At 66.6% G+C, this 23,452-nt stretch carries 20 protein-coding genes and 1 pseudogene; 8 read left to right on the forward strand and 13 right to left on the reverse strand.

The window, feature by feature from the left end; all coding sequences use genetic code 11:
• The 4 genes and pseudogenes from ACIP0B_RS18550 to miaB all read right to left on the reverse strand — a co-directional run.
• A pseudogene (locus ACIP0B_RS18550) lies at positions 1-261 on the reverse strand (magnesium/cobalt efflux protein); the annotation flags it as partial.
• Positions 262-266: 5 nt separating this feature from the next.
• The gene (ybeY, locus tag ACIP0B_RS18555) at positions 267-761 is read right to left on the reverse strand and encodes an rRNA maturation RNase YbeY (RefSeq protein WP_400834733.1); all 495 of its coding nucleotides are present in this window, start codon (positions 759-761) and stop codon (positions 267-269) included.
• Complete coding sequence (locus ACIP0B_RS18560; RefSeq protein WP_400834736.1) at positions 754-1,752, reverse strand: PhoH family protein; 999 nt, start codon at positions 1,750-1,752, stop codon at positions 754-756. The genes ybeY and ACIP0B_RS18560 overlap by 8 nt, the downstream gene beginning before the upstream one ends.
• A gap of 237 nt (positions 1,753-1,989) precedes the next feature.
• Positions 1,990-3,318: a tRNA (N6-isopentenyl adenosine(37)-C2)-methylthiotransferase MiaB gene (gene miaB, locus ACIP0B_RS18565; protein WP_400834739.1), complete on the reverse strand. Its 1,329-nt coding sequence runs from the start codon at positions 3,316-3,318 to the stop codon at positions 1,990-1,992.
• 133 nt (positions 3,319-3,451) lie between these two features.
• Between miaB and ACIP0B_RS18570 the strand changes: the two genes are divergently transcribed.
• A complete protein-coding gene (locus ACIP0B_RS18570; protein WP_400834742.1) occupies positions 3,452-3,781 on the forward strand; it encodes a DUF1820 family protein in 330 nt (109 codons plus the stop codon).
• 154 nt (positions 3,782-3,935) lie between these two features.
• Here the strand turns inward: ACIP0B_RS18570 and ACIP0B_RS18575 are convergent, their stop codons facing one another.
• The 4 genes from ACIP0B_RS18575 to ACIP0B_RS18590 form a co-directional block, all read right to left on the reverse strand.
• Entirely contained in the window at positions 3,936-4,490 is a 555-nt protein-coding gene (locus ACIP0B_RS18575; protein ID WP_400834745.1) for a tetratricopeptide repeat protein, read from the reverse strand.
• Positions 4,491-4,715: 225 nt separating this feature from the next.
• The gene (gene hemL / locus ACIP0B_RS18580; RefSeq protein WP_085584011.1) at positions 4,716-5,999 is read right to left on the reverse strand and encodes a glutamate-1-semialdehyde 2,1-aminomutase; all 1,284 of its coding nucleotides are present in this window, start codon (positions 5,997-5,999) and stop codon (positions 4,716-4,718) included.
• Between the two features lie 17 nt (positions 6,000-6,016).
• Positions 6,017-6,640: a thiamine phosphate synthase gene (gene thiE / locus ACIP0B_RS18585; protein WP_400834748.1), complete on the reverse strand. Its 624-nt coding sequence runs from the start codon at positions 6,638-6,640 to the stop codon at positions 6,017-6,019.
• Between the two features lie 88 nt (positions 6,641-6,728).
• The gene (locus ACIP0B_RS18590; RefSeq protein WP_400834751.1) at positions 6,729-7,526 is read right to left on the reverse strand and encodes a hydroxymethylpyrimidine/phosphomethylpyrimidine kinase; all 798 of its coding nucleotides are present in this window, start codon (positions 7,524-7,526) and stop codon (positions 6,729-6,731) included.
• A gap of 303 nt (positions 7,527-7,829) precedes the next feature.
• Between ACIP0B_RS18590 and ACIP0B_RS18595 the strand changes: the two genes are divergently transcribed.
• The 4 genes from ACIP0B_RS18595 (at position 7,830) to ACIP0B_RS18610 (ending at position 14,329) form a co-directional block, all read left to right on the forward strand.
• Positions 7,830-10,184, forward strand: a complete 2,355-nt coding sequence (locus ACIP0B_RS18595; RefSeq protein WP_400834754.1) for a 7TM diverse intracellular signaling domain-containing protein — start codon at positions 7,830-7,832, stop codon at positions 10,182-10,184.
• A gap of 96 nt (positions 10,185-10,280) precedes the next feature.
• A complete protein-coding gene (locus ACIP0B_RS18600) occupies positions 10,281-11,930 on the forward strand; it encodes an acyl-CoA dehydrogenase family protein (protein WP_400834757.1) in 1,650 nt (549 codons plus the stop codon).
• A 191-nt stretch (positions 11,931-12,121) separates the two neighbouring features.
• Positions 12,122-13,621: an AMP nucleosidase gene (gene amn, locus ACIP0B_RS18605; protein ID WP_400834760.1), complete on the forward strand. Its 1,500-nt coding sequence runs from the start codon at positions 12,122-12,124 to the stop codon at positions 13,619-13,621.
• A gap of 72 nt (positions 13,622-13,693) precedes the next feature.
• The gene (locus tag ACIP0B_RS18610; protein WP_400834763.1) at positions 13,694-14,329 is read left to right on the forward strand and encodes a pseudouridine synthase; all 636 of its coding nucleotides are present in this window, start codon (positions 13,694-13,696) and stop codon (positions 14,327-14,329) included.
• On the opposite strand, the gene ACIP0B_RS18615 is transcribed toward ACIP0B_RS18610, so the two are convergent.
• Both ACIP0B_RS18615 and ACIP0B_RS18620 read right to left on the reverse strand, forming a co-directional pair.
• On the reverse strand, positions 14,324-14,533 hold the full coding sequence (locus ACIP0B_RS18615) for a DUF2788 domain-containing protein (protein ID WP_016773053.1): 210 nt from the start codon (positions 14,531-14,533) through the stop codon (positions 14,324-14,326). The genes ACIP0B_RS18610 and ACIP0B_RS18615 overlap by 6 nt on opposite strands.
• A gap of 270 nt (positions 14,534-14,803) precedes the next feature.
• Positions 14,804-15,283 carry an Lrp/AsnC family transcriptional regulator gene (locus ACIP0B_RS18620; protein ID WP_007909658.1) on the reverse strand — a complete coding sequence of 160 codons (480 nt, stop codon included), beginning with the start codon at positions 15,281-15,283 and terminating at the stop codon, positions 14,804-14,806.
• A gap of 450 nt (positions 15,284-15,733) precedes the next feature.
• Between ACIP0B_RS18620 and ACIP0B_RS18625 the strand changes: the two genes are divergently transcribed.
• Entirely contained in the window at positions 15,734-16,810 is a 1,077-nt protein-coding gene (locus tag ACIP0B_RS18625; RefSeq protein WP_400834766.1) for a DUF6515 family protein, read from the forward strand.
• Here ACIP0B_RS18625 and ACIP0B_RS18630 read toward each other — a convergent pair.
• Positions 16,800-17,711, reverse strand: coding sequence for a cation diffusion facilitator family transporter (locus tag ACIP0B_RS18630; protein WP_400834769.1), 912 nt, complete (start codon positions 17,709-17,711; stop codon positions 16,800-16,802). The two genes, ACIP0B_RS18625 and ACIP0B_RS18630, sit on opposite strands and share 11 nt — an antisense overlap.
• Positions 17,712-17,730: 19 nt before the next feature.
• Complete coding sequence (locus ACIP0B_RS18635) at positions 17,731-18,150, reverse strand: polyribonucleotide nucleotidyltransferase (RefSeq protein ID WP_400834772.1); 420 nt, start codon at positions 18,148-18,150, stop codon at positions 17,731-17,733.
• A 109-nt stretch (positions 18,151-18,259) separates the two neighbouring features.
• Between ACIP0B_RS18635 and hrpB the strand changes: the two genes are divergently transcribed.
• Complete coding sequence (gene hrpB, locus ACIP0B_RS18640; RefSeq protein WP_400834775.1) at positions 18,260-20,779, forward strand: ATP-dependent helicase HrpB; 2,520 nt, start codon at positions 18,260-18,262, stop codon at positions 20,777-20,779.
• Between the two features lie 3 nt (positions 20,780-20,782).
• Here the strand turns inward: hrpB and ACIP0B_RS18645 are convergent, their stop codons facing one another.
• Positions 20,783-21,697, reverse strand: a complete 915-nt coding sequence (locus tag ACIP0B_RS18645) for a LysR substrate-binding domain-containing protein (RefSeq protein WP_400834778.1) — start codon at positions 21,695-21,697, stop codon at positions 20,783-20,785.
• A gap of 240 nt (positions 21,698-21,937) precedes the next feature.
• Between ACIP0B_RS18645 and ACIP0B_RS18650 the strand changes: the two genes are divergently transcribed.
• Positions 21,938-23,431: an aldehyde dehydrogenase gene (locus ACIP0B_RS18650; RefSeq protein WP_400834781.1), complete on the forward strand. Its 1,494-nt coding sequence runs from the start codon at positions 21,938-21,940 to the stop codon at positions 23,429-23,431.
• Positions 23,432-23,452 lie beyond the last annotated feature (21 nt).

Here is a 23,452-nt window from a genome sequence, read left to right on the forward strand (position 1 = left end):
GGGGAGGAATTCGCGGGGCGTCTGGGTCGCCTTGATGCTGACCATCTGCGAGCGCGGCACCATGATGTCGCGCACCTGCAGGTCGGCCACCTGGATGGCGCCTTCGACGATGGCCAGCGCTTCGCTGTCCAGCAGCTTGTTCTGATGGGCGTCGCGCAGCAGCTCCATCAGCTCCTGGCGGTTCTTCGGCTCGTGGGCAAAAGCCTGGGTGATCTTACCCAGCCATGACTTCTGCCCGTTGCTCGATCGATCTTCGCTCATAGCGATTACTCTGAATCCTTTGTCGTAACGGTAGGGGATGTTTCGGTTTCGTCGTCCGCGTAGGGATCGGGGTAGCCCAGTTCGGCAAGCAACTCGCGTTCCAGGGCTTCCATTTCCTCGGCCTCATCGTCATCGATGTGATCGTAGCCCAGCAGGTGCAGGCAGCCGTGAATGACCAGATGGGCCCAGTGGGCCTTGAGCGCCTTGCCCTGTTCGGCGGCTTCGCGCTCGACCACGGCCACGCAGATCACCAGGTCGCCCAGCAGCGGGATGTCGAGAAACTCGTCGGGCACTTCGGCGGGGAACGACAGGACGTTGGTCGCGTAATCCTTCTGGCGCCAGGTGCGGTTCAGCTCGCGGCCTTCCGCTTCGTCCACCAGACGGATGGTCATTTCCGAGTCGGCGGTGCGCTGGCGCAGGGCCAGTTCGCACCACAGGCGGAATTCGGCTTCGGTCGGCGCGCTCGCTTGGGTCGCGGTCTGCAGGTCTAGCTCAAGCATCGCGAGGGGTATCCTTGGCCGCTTCGGCACGGGTCTCGAAGCGCTCGTAGGCTTCGACGATGCGCTGCACCAGCGGGTGGCGCACCACGTCCTTGGGCTGGAAGTGGGTGAAGCTGATGCCCGGCACGTCCTTCAGGACCTCGATCACATGGTGCAGCCCGGACTTGGTGCCGCGGGGCAGGTCGACCTGGGTGATGTCGCCGGTGATGACGGCGGTCGAGCCGAAGCCGATCCGGGTCAGGAACATTTTCATCTGTTCGACGGTGGTGTTCTGGCTTTCGTCGAGGATGATGAAGCTGTTGTTCAGCGTGCGGCCGCGCATGTAGGCCAGCGGCGCGACTTCGATCACCTGGCGTTCGATCAGCTTGGCCACGTACTCGAAGCCGAGCATTTCGTAGAGCGCGTCGTAGAGCGGGCGCAGGTACGGGTCGATCTTCTGGGCCAGGTCGCCGGGCAGGAAGCCGAGCTTTTCGCCCGCTTCGACCGCCGGACGCACCAACAGGATGCGCCGCACCTGTTCGCGCTCCAGCGCGTCCACGGCGCAGGCCACGGCCAGGTAGGTCTTGCCGGTGCCCGCCGGGCCGATGCCGAAGTTGATGTCGTTGCCGAGGATTTCCTTCACGTAGCGCAGCTGATTCAGGCCGCGCGGGCGAATCATGCCTTTTTTGGTGCGCAGGGCGACGGACGGTTCGGCGGGGGAGTGCTTGTCCAGTTCTTCGACGGCGGATTCCTGCAGGTACAGGTGCACCATGTCCGGCGACAGCTCCGTACCCTTGGTTTCCCGGTACAGGCGGCGCAGCAGGTTTTCCGCGGAAGTGGTGTGCTTGGGTTCGCCGATCAGTTCGAACTGGTTGCCGCGGTTGCGGATCTCGATGGCCAGGCGCTGTTCGATCAGGCGCAGGTGCTCGTCGAACTGCCCGCACAGATTGGCGAAGCGGCGAGCTTCAAAGGGCTCGAGGATGAAGCGATGGGGTTCTATGGGTGCGTTCAAGGTCGTATTTAGCCGCCCTGGGGCAATAATGATGAAATCAAGGATAACGCCAGTGGCGTAGGTGCGAAAGCTCTTAAAACAGCCTCATCGGATCCCTGTGGCGAGGGAGCTTGCTCCCGCTGGAGCGCGAAGCGCTCCCAAGCCGGTTTCGGCACGGGCCCGGGCGCCTTGTCTGCGGCCGCTGCGCAGCCGGGCGGGAGCAAGCTCCCTCGCCACGAAAGCCCGTTCCCGCAACGGTCAGCCGATCAGCGAACCGCGCAGCGAGTGCGGCTGCGCCGAATCGATGTGCACGTCGGCGAACTGACCGATCAGGGTCGGATTGTCGCAGCGGAAGTTGACGATACGGTTATTCTCGGTGCGCCCCTGCAGCTCGCCCGGATCCTTTTTCGAATAGTCGGTGACCAGGATGCGTTGGGTGGTGCCGACCATTTGTCGGCTGATCTCGAAGCCTTGCTGGTTCAGGCGGTGCTGCAGCGCGTTCAGGCGCTCCTTTTTCAGCTCCTCCGGGGTGTCGTCGGCCAGGTCGGCCGCCGGGGTGCCCGGGCGCTGGCTGTAGACGAACGAGTAGGAGAAGTCGAAACCGACGTCGGCGATCAGCTTCATGGTCTGTTCGAAGTCTTTCTCGGTCTCGCCGGGGAAGCCGACGATGAAGTCCGAACTGATGCAGATGCCCGGCACGGCGGCGCGCAGTTTGCGCAGCTTGGACTTGTACTCCAGCGCCGTGTGGTTGCGCTTCATGGCCGCCAGGATCCGGTCCGAGCCCGACTGCACCGGCAGGTGCAGGTGTTTCACCAGTTCCGGCACGTCGGCGTGGGCCTGGATCAGGCTGTCGGAGAACTCCAGCGGGTGCGAGGTGGTGTAGCGGATGCGGTCGATGCCGTCGACGGCGGCGACCACCCGGATCAGTTCGGCGAGATCCGCCAGGCGGCCGTCGTGGGTGAGGCCGCGGTAGCCGTTGACGTTCTGCCCCAGCAGGGTGACTTCGCGCACGCCGTTCTCGGCCAGGTGGATGATCTCGGCGATCACGTCGTCGAACGGCCGGCTGACCTCCTCGCCGCGGGTGTAGGGCACCACGCAGAACGTGCAGTACTTGCTGCAGCCTTCCATCACCGACACGTAGGCGCTCGGGCCGTCGATGCGCGGCTCGGGCAGGTGGTCGAACTTTTCGATCTCCGGGAACGAGACGTCCACCTGCGGCAGCTTGCTGACGCGTGCGGCGTCGATCATTTCCGGCAGGCGGTGCAGGGTCTGCGGGCCGAACACCACATCGACATAGGGTGCGCGGTCGCGGATCGCGGCGCCTTCCTGGCTGGCCACGCAGCCGCCGACGGCGATGACCATCTCCGGGTTGGCCAGTTTCAGTTCGCGCCAGCGTCCGAGCTGGGAATAGACCCGGTCCTGGGCGCGTTCGCGGATCGAGCAGGTGTTGAGCAGAATCACGTCGGCGTCTTCGGCGCGGGCGGTGACTTCCAGGGCCTGGTGTTCGCCCAGCAGGTCGACCATGCGCGAGCTGTCGTACTCGTTCATCTGGCAACCGTGGGTTTCGATGTATAGCTTCTTGGCCATGGGTTCAGGTCGTCACGTGATTCAAAGAACCGCGCATTATAGGGAACATGCCCGAAGGTTCCTACCGCTGCGCGTCCGGTGCCTGTGCTATAGTTTGCGCCCTCTTTTTTGCCCCATGTGTTGTCCGCCCGCCATGACCAAACGCGAAGCTCCGATCTACAAGGTGATTTTCCTGAACCAGGGCCAGGTGTTCGAAATGTACGCCAAGCAAATCTATCAAAGCGATCTGTGGGGCTTTCTGGAAGTGGAAGAGTTCGTCTTCGGCGAGCGCACGCAAGTGGTCGTGGATCCGAGCGAAGAGAAGCTCAAGGCTCAGTTCGAGGGCGTGGTGCGCAGCTTCGTGCCGATGCATTCGATCGTGCGCATCGACGAGGTCGAGCGCCTCGGTACGCCGAAGATCAGCGAAGCCCGCGCCGGCGCAGGCAACGTGATGCCGTTTCCGATGCCGATGCCCGAGAAGTAAGCCGCAGTCCTGTGGCGAGGGAGCTTGCTCCCGCAGGGGTGCGCAGCAGCCCCGAATCCGGTTCAAACGGCTTTTCCTGACACAACCCACTGGCAGGTTCACGGCCGCTACGCAGCCGAGCGGGAGCAAGCTCCCTCGCCACATAACTAAGGATTCAGGGCAGCGGCGAGAAAGGCGTGCGCCCGTCGGCGCTCTGCAGTTCCATCAGGTATTTACGGAAAATTTGCCCGAGCACCTGGGTGGCGGTCTCGAGGTCTTCGCGGGGCATCTTCTCGGCGACTTCGTCGGCAGTGTCCAGCGCATCCTCGGCGCCGTTGACCGCAGCCATCTTCAGCACGATGTAGGCTTGGATGTTGTTGGCCTGCACGCCTTCGCCGTGGAAGAACATGGTGCCGAGCTTGAACTGCGCCTGGGCGTGGCCCTGCAGCGAGGCCTTTTCGAAGTAGTTGAGGGCTTGGTTGAGGTCGCGCGGCGCATTCTTGCCGTCGTAGTAGAACTCACCCAACTCGTATTGCGCTTGCGCATCCCCAGCGTCCGCAGCCTTCTGGCAGGCGGCGAGGGCCTGCGTGACGTCTTGCGGCTGTGTGTTGAGGGTGCAACGCCCCATCGCCGGGATCAACAACGAGTTGCCGCCTGCCTGTGCATGTGCAAGCAGCGGCTGAAGGAGCAACAGGCAGCCCAAGGCAAGGGTGCGGCCGGTGCGGTTCATGGGAATCGACTTACCTCTGAAGGGCACGCGGACCCGTCGAGGGATCCAATAAGCGCGCATTATGAAATAAGCAGGCCCAACCTTACAAAGTCTTTACTCGATTTTCTGCTGCGCGGAGCGCGTGCCGCCTGATTTGCGGGCATTCATCGGCAAAGATGCAGGAAAAAACGCGGGGGTGTAGGCAAACGCTGACGCCGGCATTGGCCAACGTCAGCGTCGGGGCGGTCACTTCAGGGCGGCGAAGGCGCGCTCGGCGGCGTCCAGGGTCAGTTTCAGTTCCGCTTCGCCGTGGGCGATGGAGGTGAAACCGGCTTCGAAGGCGCTCGGCGCCAGGTACACGCCGCCTTCGAGCATCAGGTGGAAGAAGCGTCCGAACAGCGCGGCATCGCTGGCCATCACATCGTCGAAGGTGACGATGTCGTCGGCGCCGCTGAAGTACAGGCCGAACATGCCGCCGGCCTGGGTGGTCACGAACGGGATGCCGGCGGCGTCGGCGCGCTGCTGCAGGCCGTCGAGCAGGCGGGTGGTGTAGTCGGTCAGTTCGGCGTGGAAGCCCGGGCGGCTGATCAGGCGCAGGGTGGTCAGGCCGGCCGCCATGGCCAGCGGGTTGCCCGACAGCGTGCCGGCCTGGTAGACCGGGCCCAGCGGCGCGATGCGCTGCATGATTTCACGCTTGCCGCCGAAGCAGCCGACCGGCATGCCGCCGCCGATGATCTTGCCGAAGGTGGTCAGGTCCGGGGTCACGCCGTAGTGGGCCTGGGCACCGCCGAGGGCGACGCGGAAACCGGTCATCACTTCGTCGAAGATCAGCACGACGCCGTGGCGGTCGCACAGGCTGCGCAGGCCTTCGAGGAAGCCCGGCGCCGGCGGCACGCAGTTCATGTTGCCGGCCACCGGCTCGACGATGATGCACGCGACGTCCTGGCCGACTTCGGCGAGCATCTTCTCGACGGCGCCGATGTCGTTGAACGGCAGGGTCAGGGTGTGCTTGGCGAACGCCGCCGGCACGCCGGCCGAGCTCGGCACGCCCTGGGTCAGCGCGCCGGAGCCGGCCTTGACCAGCAGGCTGTCGGAGTGGCCGTGGTAGCAGCCTTCGAACTTGATGATGCTGTCGCGGCCGGTGAAGCCGCGGGCCAGGCGGATGGCGCTCATGGTCGCCTCGGTGCCGGAGCTGACCATGCGCACCATGTCCATCGACGGCACCAGCGAGCAGACCAGGTCGGCCATCTCGGTTTCCATGGCGGTCGGTGCGCCGTAGGACAGGCCGTGCTCCAGTTGCTTGCGCACGGCGTCCAGCACGTCCGGGTGGCTGTGGCCGAGGATCATCGGCCCCCAGGAGCCCACGTAATCCACATAGCGCTTGTCGTCTTCGTCGGTGACGTAGGCGCCTTCGGCATGCTTGAAGAACAGCGGGGTGCCGCCGACGCTCTTGAACGCGCGGACCGGCGAGTTGACGCCGCCGGGGATGTGTTTCTGGGCATTGGCAAACAGGGTTTCGGAACGGGACATGATCGGGCTCTCGAATATCAGGATTTGAACAATTCATTGAATGCGCGGGCGCGGCGCGTCACCTCGGCGGTGCTGTCCGCACCGAACAGGCCGTGGACGACCGCCAGCAGGTCGGCGCCGTGGGCCACCAGCGGGGCGGCGTTGCCCAGGGTGATGCCGCCGATCGCGCAGATCGGCAGGTGCAGCGTGCGGCGGGCCTCGTCGAGCAGGCCGAGGCTGCAGCTCGGGGCGCCGGGCTTGGTGCTGGAGTTGAAGAACCGGCCGAAGGCGACATAGCTCGCGCCTTCCTTCACGGCCTGTTCGGCCAGTTCGAGCTGCGCGTGGCAGGTCGAACCGATGACCGCGCCGGAGCCGAGCAGGGCGCGGGTCGGCGACAGCGGGCCGTCGGTCTGGCCCAGGTGCACGCCGACGTTCAGGCGGGCGGCCAGTTCGGCGTCGTCGTTGATGATCAGGCGGGTCTTGTAGCGCTCGCACAGTTCGCGCAGGGCTTCGGCCTCGCGCAGGCGGCGGGTGTCGTCACCGCTCTTGTCGCGGTATTGCAGGAGGGTGACGCCGCCCTCCAGCGCCGCCTCCACGTAAGGCAGCAACTTACCCTCCAGCAGCGTGCTGTCGGTGATGGCGTACAGGCCACGTAATTTCATCGCACAGGCCTCCCGGCGTCAGGCGCGGAGCAGCGGGAATGCAGCGCCGGTCGCGCTGCATCGCAAATGCGGCATCAGGTGCACCGCATCAGGAACAGAAGTCCAGCGGCAGGCGACGCGGCACGAACTGGCCTTTGCCCAGTTGCTCGGCATCGCGCAGGGTGCGCCAGGTGTAGTCCAGCGCAGTGCGCACGGCGCTGGCCAGGTGTTCGCCTTGGGCCAGGCGACCGGCCAGCGTGCTGGCCAGGGTGCAGCCGGAGCCGTGGTAGCTGCCCGGCAGGCGCTGGCAGATGAAGGTCTCGCGCAGGCCGTCGCGGCCGTACAGGCGGTTGTGGATTTGCGTCTCGTCGCCATGGCCGCCGGTGATCAGCAGGTGCTTGACGAACGGCAGCAGCTTTTCGGCGCACTCGTCCGCGGTGCCTTCGGGCAGTTCGGCGAGGATCCGCGCTTCGGGCAGGTTGGGGGTGGCGATGACGGACAGCGGCAGCAGGCGTTCGCGCATGGCGTAGCCGACCTCGTCCTTGCCCAGGCGTCCGCCGCCGCCGGCGCGCAGCACCGGGTCGCAGACCACCGGCAGGTGCGGGTGCGCCTGGAGCAGCTCGACCACGGTGTCGACCATTTCCAGGGAACCGAGCATGCCCAGCTTCACCGCCGCGACGTCGGAGTCGTTGAGCACGGCATTGGCCTGGGCCAGCACCCACTCGCGGTCGAGGACGCGGAAATCGGTGACGTTGACCGTGTCCTGCACGGTCAGGGCGGTGACGGCCGGAGCCGCATGGCAACCCTGGGCGAGCAGGGCTTCGATATCTGCCTGCAGGCCGGCGCCACCACTGGGGTCGTGGCCGGAGAGACAGAGGACAACGGGGCGGGAGCTGTAGGTATTCATGGTGCGCGAGCTTACCACCAAACCCGGTTTTCGGGTGTTGCGCCGCTCAAGTCGGCCGATAACGTTTCCGCAGGCTGTGTCCGTACTGTCACAATCTGACCGGGTGAACAGCTCTAGTCCGGTGCTTTGCTCTGGAACGCCCGTTCTAGAGCCTCTGCCGGAAAAATTTCAATGGTGCTCAATGGCCATCAACGGCTATGCTAGAGTGGATCCAAACCAATAACAGGTAATACCGGTTTTACGTCTTCTCAAAGGGAATGGGGGGCTTCCTGACGCAACCGGACAAGCCACGCTGGGGCTTCAATGCGCTATTTGCTGATGTTGCTGTTCTGCTTGCCCCTCCTGGCGAGCGCCGTCGAGTTCGACGAATTCACCCAGAGCCTCCCGCTGGGCCGATCCCTGCAAGTGTTCGAAGACCCGAGCGGTCTGGCGAGCCTTGCCGATGTCCGCACCCAGGACGCTGCCGGCCTTTTCAGACCCCACGACAAAGCCACGCTCAATGCCGGTTACTCGCGCTCGGCGTTCTGGCTGAAAATCGATCTGCACTACCGCCCGAGCAATCCGGCGGCGCAGCGCACCTGGCTGCTGGAGCTGGCCTATCCGCCGCTCGACCACCTCGACCTCTACCTGCCCGATGCCGCAGGCAATTACCGCCTGGCGCGCCAGACCGGCGATGCCCTGCCGTTCGCCAGCCGCGAGATCCGCCAGAACAATTACCTGTTCGACCTGGCCTTCGAACCGGGCCAGGCGCAGACCGTCTACCTGCGGCTGGCCAGCGAAGGCTCGATCCAGGCGCCGGTGACGCTCTGGTCGAGCACCGCCTACCTGGAAGACCAGCCGGTGCGCCTGTATGTGCTGGGCATCATCTATGGCGTGCTGCTGGGGATGCTGGTGTACAACCTGTTCATCTACCTCAGCGTGCGCGACACCAGTTACCTCTATTACATCTTCTATATCGCCTCGTTCGGCCTGTACCAGTTGTCGGTCAACGGCGCGGCGGTGGAATACTTCTGGCCGGACAACCCTTGGTGGGCCAACGCCGCCACGCCGTTCTTCATCGGTTGCGCCGGGCTGTTCGGCAGCCAGTTCGCCCGCAGCTTCCTGCAGACCAAGAACCACAGCCGCTGGCTCGACCGGCTGCTGATCGCGCTGATCGCGTTCGGCGCGCTGGTGGTGGGCCTGTCGCTGATGACCAGCTACGGGCTGGCGCTGCGCCTGGCGACGACCCTGGCGCTGACCTTCACCGTGGTGATCTTCGCCGCCGGGATCTTCGCCTGGTGGCGCGGCCTGCGGGTGGCGCGCTATTTCATCATCGCGTGGTCGGCGTTCCTGCTCGGCGGGGTCGTCAACACCCTGATGGTGCTGGGCGTACTGCCGAACGTGTTCCTGACCATGTACGCCAGCCAGATCGGCTCGGCCATCGAAGTGGCGCTGCTGTCGCTGGCCCTGGCCGACCGCATCAACGCCATGCGTGAGCAGCAGGCGCAGACCCTGCTGGAGGCCGGCCAGAAACTGGAAGTGCTCAACCAGCAGTTGGCCCACAGCAACAAGCTCAAGGACGAGTTCCTGGCGACCCTGACCCACGAGCTGCGCACCCCGATGAACGGCGTGATCGGTTCGCTGGAACTGATGCAGACCGTCGAGCTGGATCCGGAGCTGGAGCAATACCAGCAGACCGCCGCCGGCTCTGCCCGGGACATGATGCGCATGGTCAACGGCATCCTCACGCTGACCGAACTGCAGGCCGGCAAGCTCAAGGAAACGCCCGGCAGCTTCAGCCTGCGGGGCGTGATCGAGGCGCTGCGGTTGCAGTTCGGCGGCAATGCGACGAGCAAGTGCCTGGACTTCAAGGTCGACGTGCTGCAGACCCTGCCGGATCGCCTGCACGGCGACAGCGGCAAGCTGGCGCAATGCCTGGAGTGCCTGTTGGACAACGCGATCAAGTTCACCCGGGTCGGCGGGCTGGCCTTGCGGGTCACCGGCAAGCCGTCCCAGGGCAACCGGTTGGCGCTGTCGTTCGCGGTGATCGACACCGGCATCGGCTTCACCGACCTGGGCGAGGCGACGCTGTATCAGCGGTTCTTCCAGCTCGACGGCTCGATGACCCGGGAGTACGGCGGCCTGGGCGTCGGCCTGGCGATCTGCCGGCAACTGGTCGAGCTGCTGGGCGGCAAGCTCACCCACCGCTCCGAGCCGGGGCGCGGCAGCCGGTTCCAGCTGGATGTCGAGTTCGAGCTGCCGGCGGTCGAGCCGATCCCGGCATCGCTCCACGGCATGGTCGGCGCGCGGGCGCCGCAGGACTGCACCGTCCTGCTGGTGGACGACAACAGCGTCAACCAACTGGTCATGCGCGGCATGCTGCTCAAGCTCGGGTTCCGGGTACGCACGGCCGACCACGGTGCGGCGGCGCTCGAATGCCTGCAGCGCGAGGCGTTCGACGCGGTGCTGATCGATTGCCAGTTGCCGCCGCTCGACGGAGCGTCGCTGTGCTGCCGCATCCATGACCTGCCGGGCTGCGCCCGTCTGCCGGTGTTCATGCTGGCGCAGGGGGCGGACCTGGAGCGCTGCGCGACGGGCGGGGTGATCGACTACCTGAGCAAACCGGTGAAGTTCGAGGAACTGCAGGCGGCGCTGGAGCGTCGGGTGCTTTGTCATTGATAGGGTGAAACCGCCGAGCGTTCGGCGTAAATGACACTTTGTCCGGCCACGGGACGGTGCTTAACTGAGCCTCTGGCAGACAGAAGGAGCCCCGTCATGAACCTGCATCAGTTCGCCGAAACCCACGAAGTCACCAACCAGCCGCCGTCGCTGGACGGGGCCAACCTGTACCGCATCGACTTGCCGCTGCAGGAGTGGTCGAGACGCTTCGGCGCCGGCTGGGCCGAGTCGCGGATCGACGCCTACGGCGCCCTGGCCGGCGGGCCGCTGATGGAGGCCGGGTTCCTCGCCAACCAGAACAAGCCGGTGTTCGCCAGCCATGACCGCTACGGCCACCGCATCGACCTGGTGGAATTCCATCCGGCGTATCACGAGCTGATGCGCACGGCCATCGAACACGGCCTGACCTCATTGCCCTGGACTCATCCCCAGGAAGGCGCCCATGTGGCCCGCGCCTCGATGAGCTACCTGCACAGCCAGGCCGAGGCCGGCAGCGGCTGCCCGCTGACCATGACCTTCGCCAGCGTGCCGGCGATGCGCCTGCAGCCGGACTTGGCCGAGCGGTGGCTGCCGAAGATCCTCGCCACCGAGTACGACCCGCGCAACGTCGGCATGGCCCACAAGGCCGGGGTGACCATCGGTATGGCGATGACCGAGAAGCAGGGCGGCACCGACGTGCGGGCCAACACCACCAAGGCGTTTCCGGTGGGTGCCGGCGGCCCGGGCCAGGCCTATGAGCTGGTGGGGCACAAGTGGTTCTGCTCGGCGCCGATGTGCGATGCGTTCCTCACCCTGGCGCAGACCGACAAGGGCCTGAGCTGCTTCCTGCTGCCGCGCCACCGTCCGGACGACACGCGCAACCAGTTCTACATCCAGCGCCTGAAGAACAAGCTCGGCAACTGCTCCAACGCCTCCAGCGAAGTGGAGTTCCGCGGGGCGCTGGCGTGGATGGTCGGCGAGGAGGGGCGCGGGGTGCCGACCATCATCGAGATGGTCGCCATGACCCGCTTCGATTGCATGGTCGGCTCCAGCTCGCTGATGCGCCAGGCGCTGACCCAGGCCAGCCACCACTGCGCGCACCGCAAGGTGGGCGGCAAGCTGCTCAGCGAGCAGCCGCTGATGCAGAACGTGCTGGCCGACCTGGCGCTGGAAAGCGAGGCGGCGCTGGCCCTGAGCCTGCGCATGGGCCGTGCGCTGGACCGTCTGGACGACCGCCACGAAGCGCAGTTCGCCCGGCTGGTGACGGCGGTGGGCAAGTACTGGATCTGCAAGCGCGCCCCAGCCATGATCAACGAGGCCGCCGAGTGCATGGGCGGCGCCGGCTACGTCGAGGACAGCATCCTGCCGCGGCTGTACCGCGAGGCACCGGTCAACTCGACCTGGGAGGGTTCGGGCAACGTGCAGTGCCTGGACGTGCTGCGCGCCCTGTCGAAAGAGCCCGGCGTGCTCGACATGCTGTTCCATGAACTGGGCGACGGCCACGGCGACCCGCGCCTGGCCGCGCACATCCGCCGGTTGCGGGCGGCATTCAAGGACACCGGCGACATTCAGTACCGCGCGCGGCAACTGACCGAAGACATCGCCCTCGGGCTGCAGGCGAAGCTGTTGCTGGAGGCCGGGAATGCGGCGGTCAGCGACGCCTTCATCGCCAGCCGCCTCGATGGCGCGGGCCGGGTCTACGGCGCATTGCCCCGTGGCGCGGACGTGGAAGCCATCGTCGCCCGCTCGACGCCGCAGGGCTTCTGATCCCGCCCCGATCCCACAAGGGGATTTCGGCCAGGCGCAAAACACTGTGGGAGCCAGCCTGCTGGCGATGACGTCAGCTCAGGCGCCGCAGGGCAGAACCGAGACGGTTGCTCCCACAGGTTTGCGCTTTGCCTCAAGGATTGCGGCAAAGCCAATCGCCACTGTTCCCGTGACGCCGTGTTGCAGGCAAGATGAAGGCCTGCAAGACAGAACACAGGAAGCTGACCGTGACCGAAGCGTTTATTGTCGTTCAAACCGCCGAACAGGCCGTGGACCTGCTGGCCGAGCTGCACGAGCGGGCCACCACCGCGCTGAGTTCGGCGCTCAAGCGTTACCTCAAGGACCGCGTCGAGCCGGACGCCGCGCAGCGCGCGCTGTTCCGCTACCCCGAACTGCGCCTGACCTACCACTGCCAGGGCGAAGTCCCGCAGACCACCCGCGCCTACGCCAAGGTGCAGCTGCCGGGCACCTACAGCGTCACCGTCACCCATCCCAAGGCGTTCGGCAAATACCTGCTGGAGCAACTGACGCCGCTGATGCATGACTTCACCGTCACCGTGGAGGTGGGCGTCAGCGAGCAGAACATCCCGTACCCGTACGTTGTCGAGCAGGGCGACGAGCTGGCCGGTTCCGGCGTCACCGCCGCGGTGCTGGCGCGGGTGTTCCCGAGCACCGACCTGTCCGCCGCCACCGACGGCATCGCCGACGGCCTCTACGACTGGGAAAACACCGACCCTCTGCCGCTGGCGCTGTTCGATGCCGCGCGGGTGGACTTCTCCCTGCGCCGGCTGGTGCACTACACCGGCAGCGACTGGCGCCACGTGCAGCCGTGGATCCTGCTGACCAACTACCACCGCTATGTCGACCAGTTCATCGTCCACGGCCTTGAGCAACTGCGCCGCGACCCGCGTTTCGTGCGCATGGTGCTGCCGGGCAACGTGATCATCGAGAAGGGCATGGATCACGGCGAGGCCTCGGCCATCGCCGCCGGCGTGGTGTGGCACCGCTACCAGATGCCGGCCTACCACCTGATCGCCAGCGACGGCCACGGCGTGACCCTGGTGAACATCGGCGTCGGCCCGTCCAACGCCAAGAACATCACCGACCACCTGGCGGTGCTGCGTCCGCACTGCTGGCTGATGATCGGCCACTGCGGCGGCCTGCGGCAGTCGCAGACCATCGGCGACTACGTGCTGGCCCACGCCTACATGCGCCGCGACGGGATCCTCGACCGGGTGGTGCCGCCGAACATTCCGATTCCGGCCCTGGCCGAAGTGCAGCTGGCGTTGCAGCAGGCGGCGGCCAACGTCACCGGCGACAAGGGCGACGACCTGAAGAAGCGCCTGCGCACCGGCACCGTGCTGACCTACGACGACCGCAACTGGGAGCTGCGCTGGGCCCAGGAGCGTCCGCTGATCAACCTGTCCCGCGCGGTGGCGGTGGACATGGAAAGCGGCACCATCGCCGCGCAGGGCTATCGCCTGCGGGTGCCGTACGGCACGCTGCTGTGCGTGTCGGACAAGCCGCTGCACAGCGAGATCAAGCTGCCGGGTTCGGCCAATGCCTTCTATGAGCGTGCGGTCAGCCAGCACCTGAAGATCGGCATCGAGGCGGTGGATCTGCTGCGCACCGAACTCAACTCGCTGCACTCGCGCAAGCTGCGCAGCTTCGACGAACCGCCGTTCCGCTGACGGTTTGCCGTGGCCATTTGGCGGTCGGGGCACTAGCATGGTCGGCCCTGACCGTCAGATGTTGTGTTGCCCATGTCCCGTCCCCAACGCCCGACTTCCCGCCGCCCCGGCGCGAAGCCCTCTCCCGCAGGCCCGCGCCGTGTCGCCAAGGCGCCCCCGGCCGAGCCGAAGCTGATCCTGTTCAACAAGCCGTTCGATGTGCTGACGCAGTTCAGCGACGGCGAGGGGCGGGCGACGCTCAAGGACTACATCGACGTGCCCGGCATCTACCCGGCCGGACGCCTGGACCGCGACAGCGAAGGCCTGTTGCTGCTGACCAACGACGGCCAGTTGCAGGCGCGGATCGCCGACCCCAAGCACAAGCTGGCCAAGACCTACTGGGTGCAGGTGGAGGGCGAGCCGAGCGCGGAGCAGTTGCAGCGCCTGCGTGACGGCGTCGAGCTCAACGACGGCATGACCTTGCCCGCCGAGGCCCGGCAGTTGGACGAGCCGCAGTTGTGGCCGCGCAACCCGCCGGTGCGCTTTCGCAAGAGCGTGCCCACGAGCTGGCTGGAACTGGTGATCCGTGAGGGCCGCAACCGTCAGGTGCGGCGGATGACGGCGGCGGTGGGGCTGCCGACCTTGCGGCTGGTGCGGGTCAGGATCGGCGGTTGGACGCTCGACGGCCTCGATCAGGGCCAGTGGAAGGAAGTGCCGGCGCGCTTATAGGGCGCCGGATTCGATCAGGCCGATCACCACGCTTTTGATGATGAACGCGGCCACGCCCAGGCCCAGCACGAAGAACAGAATGAACGAGCCGAAGCGCCCGGCCTTGGATTTCTTCGCCAGGTCCCAGACGATGAAGCCCATGAAAATGATCAGGATGCTGACCAGGCCAGTCATCATCCACTCTTCGAACAGTGCTGGATCCATCGGACATCTCCGGCGCGTGCGGCTGAAAGGGCGGCGGGGAGTATACGCCAAGGGCGGCGGCGCGGGGATCGGCCTGCGGCGGTGTGCCGCAGTCATCCGTCGCCTGAATCGGCGGTGTCCGGTCCACCGCCATCGCCAGCAGGCTGGCTCCCACTGTGGATCCTGGATGGCCGCAAGATTCCTGCGCACCGCATGACTTTGTGGGAGCTGGCTTGCCAGCGATGAGGCCGGCACTGCCGACATCCTGGTGACCGACCTGTGAAGGGGCCTTCAGCTGCGCAGATGGGTCAGCGGCAGTTCGGTGCTGTTCAGGACCTGGTTGAGCACGAAGCTGGAGCGCACGCTGGTCACCCCTTCGATCCGGGTCAGGTGGCCCAGCAGCAGTTTCTGGTAGTGGTCCATGTCCGGCACCACCACCTTCAACTGATAGTCGGCGTCCACCCCGGTCACCAGGCTGCATTCGAGCACCTGCGGCAGGGTGCGGATCGCCGCCTCGAAGTTTTCGAAGCGCTCCGGCGTGTGCCGGTCCATGCCGATCAGCACATACGCGGTCAGGCTCAGGCCGAGCATCTTGCGGTCGAGCAGGGCGACCTGGCGCGAGATGTAGCCGTCGTCCTCCAGTTGCTTGACCCGGCGCGAGCACGGCGAGGGCGACAGACCGATGCGTTCGGCCAGCTCCTGGTTGGAGATGCGGGCGTCGCGCTGCAGCTCCGCCAAAATGCTCAGGTCGTAACGGTCGAGTTTGCTCATCAATCTGTCCTTTGTCCTGTCTATTGCGGCGGATTATCTATCCAGGGTTAAAAATTGCGCAAGCGGTGTTTATTTGAGCAATCTTCGCAATCATCTGTCGCGGCGTCAGGCCTATCCTTATCACCAGAATCACTGCTCGGTAACACAGTCCACTGCGGCCGCCCAATCAGGCCTGCCGCGGCCGCCGCCCCCACCGGGGACGTGCCGGCCCCCGAGCTGCACCCTGTCCAGAAGACGGGTGAGGTGAGCCGGCGCCACAAGCGTCGAGCCAGGACGAAGTTCTCTGAAGGGGAGGCCGACGGGTCTCCCCTTTTTCTTGCCTGCGATTTGCCGGTTTCCGTGTCCGTGCGGCTCAATAAATAAATGCCGTGACTGATAACCTGTTGCAGAACCCGGTGTGTCGATCCCCGGTCTTAGCTACAAGCCCTAACCCCCGCAGTGAGGAATTTCATGAAGTCGCGCATCTGGCGTCTGGCCGGTGTTGGTTTGCTGTGTGTGAGTGTCGGTGCGCAGGCGCTGGCCGATGAGCCGCAGAATCGCGGCCCGGACGGCGGCGGACGCGGGCCGGAGCATCAGGGCAACAATCAGGGGCGGGACGGCGAACATCAGTCCCATGGGCAGAACGCCCCGCAGCAGAATCAGCCGCGCCCGCAGAACAACGAGATCATCCGCGGCGACAACAGCCGTCAGTTCGAGCACAACGGCCAGCCCCACGGCAATGGCCAGTGGCAGAACAACGGTCAGTGGCAGGGCCACGATCAGGGTCGCGACCGTCCGGCCTACAACCCCAACCCGGTGCGTCAGCCGCCGCCACCGCCGCAGTTGCCGGCCAACAGCCTGCCGATCCAGCCGCGGCCCGACACCGTGCGCCAGACCCAGGAACCGCGTCCCGGCTACTACCGCGACGAGCGTCCGCAGAACGGCGGCTACCACCAGACCTGGCAGACCGGCAACCGGCCCGACGACTACCGCTGGCCCGGCCGCCCGGACGGCCGCGGCAACGGCTGGGGCCCCGGCCCGCAGTACCGGCCGGGCCATGTGATCGACCGTTTCCCGGGCCGTGACTTCCGCGTGCCTTACCGTGGCCAGGACTATTTCTATTCCGGCGGTTACTGGTATCGCCCGCAGGGCCCGCGCTACATCGTGGTTCAGCCGCCGCGCGGAATCCGCATCCAGTACCTGCCCGACTACGCCCGCGAAGTGTGGATCGGCGGCGCGCTGCTGTTCCTCGCCGCCGGCTCCTATTACGCCTACCAGGAGGCGACGCAGGACTACATGGTGGTCGAGCCGCCGGTGCAGCCGTCGCAACCGTCCGGCAACGGCTATGACGTGGAGGCCTATCCGGCCAACGGCCAGTCGCCGGAGCAGGTCCAGCGCGACGGTTACGAGTGCTATCAGTACGCGGTGCAGCAAAGCGGTTTCGACCCGCGCACCGCGACCTACCAGCCGGCGCCCGAAGTGGTGCAGGCGTACCGCCAGGCCCAGGGCAATTGCCTGAGCAGCCGCGGGTATCAGGTCAACTACTGATCCCGGTGCCGGCCCCCGCGGCGTTCACCACTTCCTGCGGGTCGGCGTGCACCAGCACTTCGGCCCGCGGGTAGGCGGCGTGAATGGCATCCGCCGCCCGGTCGCTGATGCCGTGGGCGACTGAGAGGGTCAGTTCCCCCGGCAGCTCAAGGTGCAGTTGCACGAACCAGTGGTTGCCCGACACCCGCGTGCGCAGGTCATGGGCCCCCAGCACGCCGGGCACGGCGCAGGCCAGTTCGAGCATGTGCCGGCTGACGTCAGCCGGCAGCTCCTCATCCATCAGCACCGCAAAGCTTTCCCGGGCGATCTGGATCGCGCTCCACAGAATGTAGGCGGCGATCCCCAGGCCGAACCAGGCATCCAATTGATCGAAACCCAGCCCCGCGAGCACCAGCGCAATCAGGATGCTGCCGTTGAGCAGCATGTCCGAGCGGTAGTGCAGCGAGTCGGCGCGCACCGCGTTGGAGCCGGTCTGCTTGATCACCCGGTGCTGCAGCATCAGCAGCGCCGCCGTCAGCAGCAGGGAAAACACGATCACGCCGATGCTCAGCCACGGCGCGCCGAGGGGCTCGGGGTGCTTGAGCCGTTCGAACGCCTGAAAGGCGATCAGCACGGCGCTGCCGCCGATGAACAGCGCCTGGGCCATGCCGGCCAGCGACTCGGCCTTGCCGTGGCCGTAGCGGTGATCGTCATCCGCCGGCCGCAGCGCGTAGTGCACCGCCAGCAGATTGAGCAGCGAGGTGACGCCGTCGAGGGCCGAGTCGGTGAGGCCGGCGAGCATGCTCACCGAACCGCTCAGCCACCAGGCGATCGCTTTGGCGATGACCAGCGTGCAGGCCACCGCCACCGAGGCGCGGGTCGCCAGCCGCAGCAGGCGGGCGTGTTCGGGGCTGGAGGTCATGTCGGGAGCGGTTCCTTGTTCAAGCGGCCGGTCGCAGGCCGAACATCGCCAGTTGCTGGGCGCTGCCCTTGTGCCGGATCAGGCGCGGGTCGTCCAGCGGCAGGTGGCGGCCCAGTTCGCTTTCGAGAATAGCCTGCAATTTGAGGTTATCGACCTGGCCGTCCGGGCCGACCGCTTGCTTGAGCTTGGCCGGATCGACCTGTGCGGTCTTGCCCGGCTCGAAATAAATGGCGCCGGTGGTGAAGTCCACGGCGAACGCGATCAGGCCGGGGATGATGTAGAACAGCAGGCCGACGGCGTCGAGCACGGCGATGGCCGGGTCGATCTTGCCGTCGATCTGGCCGCGCCGGTCCGGGTAGAAGATCGACCCGCACGCGGTCACTTGGGTGAGCAGGGTGGCAACCAGTGCACCGCCGATCAGGCGAAAAGGTAAACGCATGGAAAATCTCCTGAATCCTCTGATGACGAAGCGTCGTCGTGTGAAGTTAAGACCCTGACGAACACCTGGCAGTTCGCCGTTATACTCGCGACTCTGTTTGGGAGCCAGCATGATTTCTTTGCCGATCGACGATGTTCTACCCGCCCTGCGTGACGCGCTGGCGACACGCCACGAAGCCGTGCTCGAAGCCCCGCCCGGCGCCGGCAAGACCACCCGCGTGCCGCTGGCCTTGCTCGACGAGGCGTGGCTGGCCGGGCAGACCATCCTGATGCTCGAACCGCGCCGGCTGGCGGCGCGCGCGGCGGCCGAGCGGCTGGCCAGCGAACTGGGCGAGAAGGTCGGCGAGACCGTCGGCTACCGCATCCGCCTCGACAGCAAGGTCGGCCCCGGCACCCGCATCGAGGTGGTCACCGAAGGCATCCTCACCCGGCGCCTGCAGGACGACCCGGCGCTGGAAGGCGTGGGCCTTTTGATCTTCGACGAATTCCACGAACGCAGCCTCGACGCCGACCTGGCGCTGGCGCTCAGTCTGAACGGTCGCGAGCTGTTCCGGGCTGAACAGCCGCTGAAGATTTTGCTGATGTCCGCGACCCTGGAGGGTGAACGCCTGGCCGGGCTGCTGGACGATGCGCCGATCCTGCGCAGCGAAGGGCGGATGTTCCCGGTGACCACACGCTGGGGCCGGCCGTACCAGCCCGGCGAATACATCGATCAGCGCGTCACCCAGACCGTGCTCGAAGCCCTGCACGACGAGACCGGCAGCCTGCTGGTGTTCCTGCCGGGGCAGGCGGAGATCCGCCGTGTCCACCAGCAATTGGCCGACGCCCTCGGCGAGCGCAGCGACGTGCTGCTGTGCCCGCTGCACGGCGAACTGGACCTGGCCGCCCAACGCGCGGCCATCGACCCGGCGCCGGCGGGCCAGCGCAAAGTGGTGCTGGCCACCAACATCGCCGAGACCAGCCTGACCATCAACGGCGTGCGCGTGGTGATCGACGCCGGCCTGGCGCGGGTGCCGCGCTTCGACCCCGGCAGCGGCATGACCCGCCTCGACACCCAGCGCATCTCCCGGGCCAGCGCCACCCAGCGCGCGGGGCGGGCGGGGCGTCTGGAGCCGGGCGTGTGCTACCGGCTCTGGTCGCAGGATCAACATGAACAACTGGCGGCTTACGGCAGCGCGGAAATCGTCTCGGCGGATCTCGCCGGGCTGGCGTTGCAGCTTGGCCGCTGGGGCGTGGCGCCCAAGGATCTGGTGTGGCTGGACGTGCCGCCCGCCGCCGCGTACGCGCAGGCGCAGGACTTGCTGCAGCGTCTCGGCGCGCTGGACGGCGACACCCTGACCCGTCACGGCCAGGCCATGGCCGAACTGCCGGCCCACCCGCGCATCGCCCATCTGCTGTTGCGCGGTCAGGCCCTGGGGCTGGCGGCGATGGCATGCGATGTCGCTGCGCTGCTGGGCGAGCGCGACATCCTGCGCGGTGCCGGCGCCGATCTGCACAGTCGCCTGGTGCTGCTGTCCGGCGAAGAGCGGGCGGCCCGCGGTGCCCAGGGCGGTGTGCAGCGGGCGCGGCAACTGGCCAAGCAATACCGCGGTTATCTGCGCGGCAAAGCGAGCGAGCCGGTGGCCGACCCCGATCACCCACGCTGGCTCGGCGCGTTGCTGGCGCTGGCCTATCCGGACCGCGTCGCCCAGCAGCGCAAGGCCGGCGGCGCCGAATACCGGCTGGCCAACGGGCGCGCGGCGCTGTTCGCCGAAGCCGACAGCCTGATGAAGGAGCCGTGGATCGTGATCGCCGACCTCGGCAGCCGCCAGGGCCAGCGCGAGGAGCGGATCTACCTGGCGGCGGATTTCGATCCGGCGCTGTTCGACTCGGTGCTGGCCGAGCAGGTGCACAGTGTCGATCAACTGGACTGGGACGAGCGCGAAGGCGTATTGCGCGCCGAGCGTCAGCGCAAGGTCGGCGAACTGATCTTGAGCCGCGAGCCGCTGACCGGTCTCGATGAAAACGCCCGCAGCCAGGCGCTGGTCAATCTGGTGCGGCGCAAGGGTCTGGAGCTGCTGCCGTGGACGCCCGAGCTGCGCCAGTGGCAGGCGCGGGTCGCGCTGCTGCGGCAACTGGATCTGGAGGCCAAGGGCGAGAGCGAATGGCCGGACGTCAGTGACGCCGCCCTGCTCAACGGATTGGAGAATTGGTTGCTGCCTTATCTGGGCAAAGTCTCGCGGCTGAGCCATTTCGCCAACCTCGACCTGTCGAGCATCGTGCGCAATCTGCTGCCGTGGCCGTTGCCGCAGCGGCTCGACGAACTGGCGCCGCATCACCTGAGCGTGCCGTCGGGCTCATCCATCCGCCTGGACTACAGCGAGCATCCGCCGATCCTCGCCGTGCGTTTGCAGGAGCTGTTCGGCCTGGCCGAAACGCCCCGGATCGCCGGCGGCCGCCAGGTGGTCAAGCTGCACCTGCTGTCCCCGGCGCGGCGGCCGGTGCAGGTGACCCAGGACCTGGCCAACTTCTGGCGCAGCACCTATGCCGAGGTGAAGAAGGATCTGAAGGGGCGCTATCCGAAGCATTACTGGCCGGACGATCCGTTGGTGGCCGAGGCGACGGCGCGGGCCAAGCCGCGCGGAACCTGAAGCTCAAACCCGGGCCTGCGCGGTCAGCTGTTCGCGGCAGTAGTCGGCGAACAGCTGCGCCGGCTTGGTCAGTTGCCCGCGCTTGAGCCACGCCGCCACCAGGCCTGAACCGGTGACGTCTTCGACGATGTCCACGCACACGACTTTCTTGCCGTCGTAGGTGCATTCGGAGTGCGGGCGGGTGACCAAGATCGAGAAGCCGAAGCCCTGGCCGACCATGCCGCGCACCATTTCGATGGACGGCGAGCTGAACTCGATCCGCGGGCTCAGGCCCAGTTCCTCGAACAGGCTGACGAAGTAGGTGCGGCTCGGCTGCACGTCCAGCAGGATCATCGGCTCCAGGCACAGGTCGCGCAGCGACACCTGCTTGAGCTGGGCGAAGCGGTGGTCCGCCGGCAGCAGCGCATACGGCCGCTGGGCCGGCATCAGGGGTTCGGTCTCGATGGTGGCGTCCAGGTCGTGCTTGTACAGGATCGCCAGGTCGAAGGTGCCGGAGGTCAGGCCTTGCACCAACTCCTGCTGTTCGCCGTCGCGGATGCGGATCTTCACTCCCGGGTACAGCGCCGAGAACCCGGCCATCAACTGCGGCAGGTACAGCGGCGCGACGGTCTCGAAGCAGCCGATGTCGATCTGCCCGGCCACCACGTCGTTGTCGGCCAGGGCGTTCTGCTCGAACTCCTTGGCCATGCGCAGCAGTTCCTGGGCCTTGCGGAAGAACCGCGCGCCGCTGGGGGTGAGCGAGACGCCCTGGGCGTGATGGCGGATCAGCAACTGGACGCCGAAGCTGTCCTCCAGCCCCTTGATCGCCGTGGAGATCGCCGGCTGGGCGATGTACAGCTTGCGCGACGCTTCGGCGACGCTGCCGCACTCGACGGTGGTGATGAAGTACTTCAACTGACGCAGGTTGTAGGCGGCCACGGCAAACCTCAGGTCGAACGGATCTCGACATCCACGCAATTCATGTGCCGCCATCCTCCGTTCTGACGACGGTGTTTTTTGTCCCTGAACAATAGCCTCATACGCGCGCGAGGGGTTTGTCCGCTGGTTAGCTTTTTCATTGCCTGCGAAGACATTTTTACTGGTTTTGCCGGTCGCGGGGGTGAGCGACTATCGATCGCACAAGAACAGGCACCACACCTCACCAGGGAGCATCCGACCGTGTTCGAACGTGCAGACTGGCAGCGCAAGGCCGCTGTGTTGAGTTTTCCCGACCTGGCCGTGATCGGCGGCAAGCATTGCGCCGCGCAGTCGGGGCAGACCTTTGCGGCGGTCAACCCGGCGACCGGCGCGCACCTGGCGGATGTCGCCGCGTGCGGCGAGGCCGACGTCGAGGCGGCGGTGCGCGATGCGCGGCAAGCGTTCGACAGCGGCGTCTGGTCCGGGCGCTCGCCCGTGGAGCGCAAGCAGGTGCTGCTGCGGCTGGCCGAGCTGATCCTGGCCCACCGCGAAGAGCTGGCGCTGCTCGACTCGCTGAACATGGGCAAACCGGTGATGGACGCCTTCAACATCGACGTGCCGGGTGCCGCCGGGGTGTTCCGCTGGTACGCCGAAAGCCTCGACAAACTCTACGACCAAGTGGCGCCGAGCGCAGCGGACGTGCTCGCCACCATCACCCGCGAAGCGTTGGGCGTGGTCGCCGCCGTGGTGCCGTGGAACTTCCCGCTGGACATGGCCGCATGGAAGCTCGCCCCGGCGCTGGCGGCCGGCAACTCGGTGATCCTCAAGCCCGCCGAGCAGTCGCCGTTCTCGGCGCTGCGCCTGGCCGAGCTGGCGCTGGAGGCCGGGTTGCCGGCGGGCGTGCTGAACGTGCTGCCGGGCCTCGGCGAGCAGGCGGGCCAGGCGCTGGGCCTGCACCCGGACGTCGACTGCCTGGTGTTCACCGGCTCGACGCAAGTGGGCAAATACTTCATGCAGTACTCGGCGCAATCGAACCTCAAACAGGTGTGGCTGGAGTGCGGCGGCAAGAGCGCCAACCTGGTGTTCGCCGATTGCCGGGACCTGGACTTGGCGGCGCAGAAAGCCGCGTTCGGCATCTTCTTCAACCAGGGCGAAGTCTGCTCGGCCAACTCGCGGCTGCTGGTGGAGCGTTCGATCCACGATGAGTTCGTCGAGCGCCTCAAGGCGCAGGCCGAGCGCTGGCAGCCGGGGGATCCGCTGGATCCGGCGAGCGCCGCCGGGGCGATGGTCGACGGCCGCCAGACCGCGACGGTGCTGCGCTTCATCCGCGAGGCCGAGCGCGAAGGTGCGACGCTGGTCTGCGGGGGCCGGCAACTGAGCTTCAACGGCTCGGAGAACTTCATCCAGCCGACGATCCTCACCGGCGTGCGGCCGTCCATGGCGCTGTTTCGCGAAGAGGTGTTCGGCCCGGTGCTGGCGGTGATCCCGTTCGATGACGAGGCCCACGCCTTGCGACTGGCCAACGACAGCGTCTACGGTCTGGCGGCGTCGCTGTGGACCGATGACCTGCACCGCGCCCACCGGGTGGCCCGGCAATTGCGGGCGGGGACGGTGTCGGTCAACAGCGTCGATGCGCTGGACGTCACCGTACCGTTCGGCGGCGGCAAGCAGTCCGGCTTCGGCCGCGACCTGTCGCTGCATTCGTTCGACAAATACACCCAGCTGAAAACCACCTGGTTTCAGCTGCGCTCATGACAGCCGCTCACAACAAGAAGG

This window comes from Pseudomonas sp. NPDC089534 (genome assembly GCF_044749305.1).
In the GTDB taxonomy this organism is placed as follows: Bacteria; Pseudomonadota; Gammaproteobacteria; order Pseudomonadales; family Pseudomonadaceae; genus Aquipseudomonas; species Aquipseudomonas ekonensis.